At 71.9% G+C, this 4,511-nt stretch carries 7 protein-coding genes; 1 reads left to right on the forward strand and 6 read right to left on the reverse strand.

Annotation, left to right across the window (positions count from 1 at the left end; genetic code table 11):
* The coding region (locus AC1D01_RS22165) for a hypothetical protein (RefSeq protein WP_477870106.1) at nucleotides 1-213 on the reverse strand (213 nt) is incomplete at its 3' end.
* 223 nt (nucleotides 214-436) lie between these two features.
* On the opposite strand from AC1D01_RS22165, the gene AC1D01_RS22170 reads away from it, so the two are divergent.
* Nucleotides 437-745 carry a hypothetical protein gene (locus tag AC1D01_RS22170; RefSeq protein ID WP_477870108.1) on the forward strand — a complete coding sequence of 103 codons (309 nt, stop codon included), beginning with the start codon at nucleotides 437-439 and terminating at the stop codon, nucleotides 743-745.
* Here the strand turns inward: AC1D01_RS22170 and AC1D01_RS22175 are convergent.
* From AC1D01_RS22175 to AC1D01_RS22195, 5 genes are all read right to left on the reverse strand, one after another.
* Nucleotides 735-1,985 (reverse strand): c-type cytochrome, encoded by a 1,251-nt coding sequence (locus AC1D01_RS22175; protein WP_477870110.1) that lies wholly within the window; start codon nucleotides 1,983-1,985, stop codon nucleotides 735-737. The two genes, AC1D01_RS22170 and AC1D01_RS22175, sit on opposite strands and share 11 nt — an antisense overlap.
* Complete coding sequence (locus AC1D01_RS22180; RefSeq protein WP_477870112.1) at nucleotides 1,982-2,689, reverse strand: c-type cytochrome; 708 nt, start codon at nucleotides 2,687-2,689, stop codon at nucleotides 1,982-1,984. The genes AC1D01_RS22175 and AC1D01_RS22180 overlap by 4 nt, the downstream gene beginning before the upstream one ends.
* A gap of 57 nt (nucleotides 2,690-2,746) precedes the next feature.
* Nucleotides 2,747-3,403 (reverse strand): FMN-binding negative transcriptional regulator, encoded by a 657-nt coding sequence (locus AC1D01_RS22185; RefSeq protein ID WP_477870114.1) that lies wholly within the window; start codon nucleotides 3,401-3,403, stop codon nucleotides 2,747-2,749.
* Between the two features lie 9 nt (nucleotides 3,404-3,412).
* Nucleotides 3,413-3,889: an OsmC family protein gene (locus tag AC1D01_RS22190; RefSeq protein ID WP_477870116.1), complete on the reverse strand. Its 477-nt coding sequence runs from the start codon at nucleotides 3,887-3,889 to the stop codon at nucleotides 3,413-3,415.
* An 11-nt stretch (nucleotides 3,890-3,900) separates the two neighbouring features.
* The coding region (locus AC1D01_RS22195; RefSeq protein ID WP_477870118.1) for an isocitrate lyase/PEP mutase family protein at nucleotides 3,901-4,511 on the reverse strand (611 nt) is incomplete at its 5' end.

The raw sequence follows: 4,511 nt of genomic DNA on the forward strand, positions 1-4,511 counted from the left end.
GACCAGCAGCGTGCCCAGCGTCTTGTGCTCGGGCAGGCCCAGCTCGTCCTCGAGGTGCAGGTCGGTGCCGGTGGCGCCGCTGTTCGAGCGGTCGACCTGGATGTGCGAGCTGATCGACGGGCGGAACGCGCCGATCTGCACCCACAGCTTCTGGTTCAGGTAGTCGGTCGCATCGGCGGCTTGCGCACCGGTGGCGGCGAGCAGCGGCAACATCAGCGGCCCCAAGGCGACGGCGAGAGGACGGCAGCGGCGGCAAGGCATGTGATGGCTCCCCCTGGATTCGTGAAATCGTTCGCGGTCTGCAGCCTATCCGCGGCCGCAAGGAGCGTCAATCGCGAGTGCGAAGTTGGGGACTGGCGTGGGATTCGCCACGTATTGCGTGGACTGCCGTCATGGTGGCCTGTCGACAATGGCGTCTTCTTCCAGTGAGCCTCTCATGCCGCAGTCGACCGGTCCGTCCCCTTCCTCCGTTGCCAGCTCGCGCGATTCGCTGATGGCGATGGGTGCCGGGGCGCTGATGGGCGTCATCGTGATGCGCATGGCCGAGCAGCGCGGCGACAGCGGGCTGAGCCTCGCGATGGCGGTGCTGTTCGTGCTGTCGGGCTGCGCATCGGTCGTGCTCGCGATGCTGAGTCGGCCGCACCGCCTGAAGCCGTTGCAGCGGCGCGGCGAGGTCAAGGGCTGGCTGCTGGCGCTCGGGCTGGGCCTGCTGGCCGCGGTTCAGGTCAGCGCCCTCATTTCCTGAGCCGCGCGACATCGAGCGGCGAGACTTCCGTTCCCCAGTTGCCCCATGAGCCGCGCACGTAGCTCAGCACGCTGGCCAGCTCGGCATCGCTGAGCACGGTCGCGAACGGCGGCATGCCGTAGGGCCGCGGGTTCGCCGGCGTCGACGGCGCGAAGCCGCCCTCCAGCACGATGTGCACCAGGTTCGCCGGCGAATCCATCGTCACCGCGCGGTTGCCGGCCAGCGGCGGATAGGCCGGCGGCGCGCCTTCCCCGTGCTCGCCATGGCAGTCGATGCAGTGCTGCTTGTACAGCTGGCCGCCTTGCGCCATCACCGCCGCCGGGGCGGGCTGGCGCTTCACCTCGGGCTGCGACAGGGCCTTCAGGTAGGTCGCCATCGCGAGCAGGTCGTCGGCGCTCAGGTGCTGCAGGCTGCCGGTCACGACCTCGGCCATCGGCCCGGTGACGCTGCCGCCGCGCGACGCATCGGCGACGCCGCTGCGCAGCAGCGCAACGATCTTCGGCAGTTCCCAGTCGCCCACGCCGGCCTCGCGCGCATCGCTGAGCGACGGCGCATACCAGTTCTGGATCGGGATCAGCCCGCCGTCGAGCGCGATGCCCGAGCTCGCGCCGAGCGCGTTGCGCCTCGAATGGCAGGCGTTGCAGTGGCCCAGCCCCTCGACGAGGTAGGCGCCGCGGTTCCAGTCGGGCGAGCGCGAGCCGTCGTGCGGCATCGAACCGGGCCGGAAGAACGCGGCGCGCCACACGGCCAGCGCCGCCTGCGTGTCGTACGGAAACCCGAGCGCATGCGACCGGTTCGGCTTGTCGGTGGGCGGCAGGCTGCGCAGGTACGCGAACAGCGCATCCGAATCCTCGCGCGTGACGTGGGTCAGCTCGGTGTACGGAAAGGCCGGGTACAGCAGCCGGCCGTCGGCCGAGCGGCCGTTGTGCATCGCGCGCCAGAACAGCGCCGATGTCCAAGCGCCCAGGCCGTGCTGCGGGTGCGGCGTGAGGTTGGGTGCGAACACCGTGCCGAACGGCGTCGGGATGCCGCGGCCGCCGGCATACGGCACGCCGCCGCGCTCGGTGTGGCAGCCGGCGCAGTTGCCGGCGCGGGCCAGGTACTCGCCGCGTGCCACCTGCTGCGGGGTGAAGGGCGCGGCATCGGCGGCCAGCGGCGACTCGTCGCGGAAGTTGAGAGCCAGCACCAGCACCACCCCGGCGACGAGCAGCAGCCCGATCACGATCAGCGCGCGCTTCATGGCGCCGCCTTCGTCACGTCAGGAACGCCGCCGCAGGTGATCGGCAACGCGGCGGGCAGCGTCGCCGCCGGGTGCGCCGGTTCGGGCACCGGCTGCACCGCCAGCCACTGCGCGATCGCGCCGACCTCGTCGGCCGTCAGCGCCTGCGCCACCTGTGCCATGCAGTCGGGCGCCAGCGCGCGGCGCGTGCTGGTGCGCCAGGCGCCGAGCTGCGCGACCAGGTAGTCGCGCGGCAGCCCGAGCAGGCCGGGGATCGCCGGGGCGACGCCGGTCAGCGTGGCGCCGTGGCATTGCGTGCAGGCCGGCAGCTTGCGCGCGGCATCGCCGTGGCGCGTGAGCGCCTCGCCGCGGCGTGCCACCTCGGCCGGCAGCGCGGGCCCGGGCGCCGGTGGCGAGTACGGCAGGTCGAGCGACGAGAAGTACGCGGCGATCTCGCGCAGGTAGGCGTCGCTCAGCGGGTCGAGCAGGCCGGTCATCAGCGCGTACTGGCGGCGGCCGTCGCGAAAGCCCTGCAGCTGGTGGTAGAGGTAGTCGGCCGGCTTGCCGGCGATGCGCGGGTAGTAGCCGTCGCGCGCGGCGCGGCCTTCCTTGCCGTGGCAGYCGGTGCAGGCCTGCAGGCGCTGCGCGATCGTGTCGGGCACCGGCGGCGCGGCGCGTGCGCTGAAGACGGCGGTCAGCAGGATCAGGGCGAGGAGGGCTTTCATCGTGCGGTGCGCGTGGCAGACGAGGCGGCGGCGCAACGCGAGTATCCCCCCGTGTCTTCAGCCGCCGGGTTGCACCAGCCTGGACATATTGACCGACGCACCGGCCGATCCGGGGCCGCCTGGATCGCCTTGATCGAGCAACCCCGCTGCGACGCCCTCGCGATCGGCGGTCGAGCGGTTCTGGCTGACCTTCCACTTGCCCACCAGCGACTGCAGCGGGATCTCGATGCCGACGATCGCGCGCAGCATGCCGTCGATGAAGTCGGCCGGTGCATCGGCCACCGCCCAGGGCCGCGGCAGCGCGGCCTCGTGCCGCTGCGTCAGCCGCGTCACCAGCGACAGCAGCCACGGCGCGTCTTCATGCACCTGCAGCTTGCCGCGCGCCTGCACCATCACGTAGTTCCAGGTCGGCACCACCTTGCCGTGCTCCGCCTTCGTCGCGTACCAGCCCGGCGAGATGTAGGCCTGCGGCCCCTGGAACACGACCAGCGCATCGACATCGCGCCGCGCGGCCTGCCAGACCGGGTTGGCGCGCGCGACGTGGGCGCGCAGCACCGCGTGGCCGGCCGCATCGTGCTCCAGCAGGAAGGGCACCGGGTTCGCCGACAGCTCGCCGCCCGCATCCTGCGTGACCAGCAGCCCGAGCGGGTGCGTGCGCACCAGCTCGTGCAGCACCTCCGGGCGGGATTCCTCGAAATGACGGGGGGCGTACATGAGGCTCCTTCAGTCGATCGTGACCGGCTCGCACCGCACGTCGGACTTCACCGAGTTCGCGATGAAGCAGTTGGCATGCGCCTCGTGGTGCAGCCGCGCCTGCTCGGCGGCATCGGGCCGGCGCTCGCCGCCGTAGCGCACGGCCGGCCGCAGCGTGACGACGGTGACCGCCATCTGCCGCTGCGCATTCAGTTCCATGATGCCGACCGCCGCATCGCGGTAGTCGTCAATCACCCAACCCGCCTTCGCGGCGAGGCTGAGGAACCACAGCATGTGGCAGCTGCTGAGGGCCGCGACGAAGGCTTCCTCGGGATCGACGGCGCTCGGGTCCGACAGCGGCACGCGCACCGAATGCGGCGACGACGAACCCGGCACGGTCGCGCCGCCGTCGAAGTGCCAGTCRTGGCGGCGGCTGTAGCGGTTGTCGGTGAAGGGCTGGCCGGCGCGCGTCCAGTGCACCTCGGCGTGGTAGTCGTGCGTGGTCATCGTTCAGGTCCTCACAGGCGGTTCAGGTAGTCGAAGGTGCCCTGCTCGCGCACTTCGGTCGCGGCATCCAGCAGCCCGCGCATCGCGGCGCGGTACAGCGAGGTCGCGAGGCTGATGCGGCGCACGCCGGCCGCTTCGAGCTCGGCGACGCTGAACGACTTGCCCTTGATGCCGACCATGAAGTTCAGCGGCTTCGTCAGCGCACTGCACACGGTGCGCACCGCGTCGAGGTCGGGCAGGCCGGGCGCGAACAGCACGTCGGCACCGGCGCGCTCGAAGGCCTGCAGCCGGCGGATCGTGTCGTCGAGGTCGGGGTTGCCGCGCAGGAAGTTCTCCGACCGGGCGGTCAGCACGAAACCGCCCGGCACGGCGCGCGCCGCTTCGACCGCGGCGGCGATGCGCTCGGTCGCGTGGCCGATGTCGTACAGCGGCTTCGCCTCGTCGCCGCTCGCATCCTCGATCGAGCCGCCGGCCAGGCCGATCGCGCCGGCTCGGCGGATCGTCTCGGCGGCGTCCTGCGGTGTGGCACCGAACCCGTTCTCCAGGTCGGCCGACACCGGCACGTCGACCGCCTGCACGATGGCCTGCGCGTGCGCGATGGCCTCGTCGCGCGTCAACTGGC

The sequence above is a fragment of the Rhizobacter sp. P3_B12 genome (genome assembly GCF_056402895.1).

Excerpts from the sequence above, each read along its gene's own strand:
- AC1D01_RS22185 (WP_477870114.1), bottom strand. The coding sequence starts at position 3,403 with ATGTACGCCCCCCGTCATTTCGAGGAATCCCGCCCGGAGGTGCTGCAC.
- AC1D01_RS22170 (WP_477870108.1), top strand. The coding sequence starts at position 437 with ATGCCGCAGTCGACCGGTCCGTCCCCTTCCTCCGTTGCCAGCTCGCGC.
- AC1D01_RS22175 (WP_477870110.1), bottom strand. The coding sequence starts at position 1,985 with ATGAAGCGCGCGCTGATCGTGATCGGGCTGCTGCTCGTCGCCGGGGTG.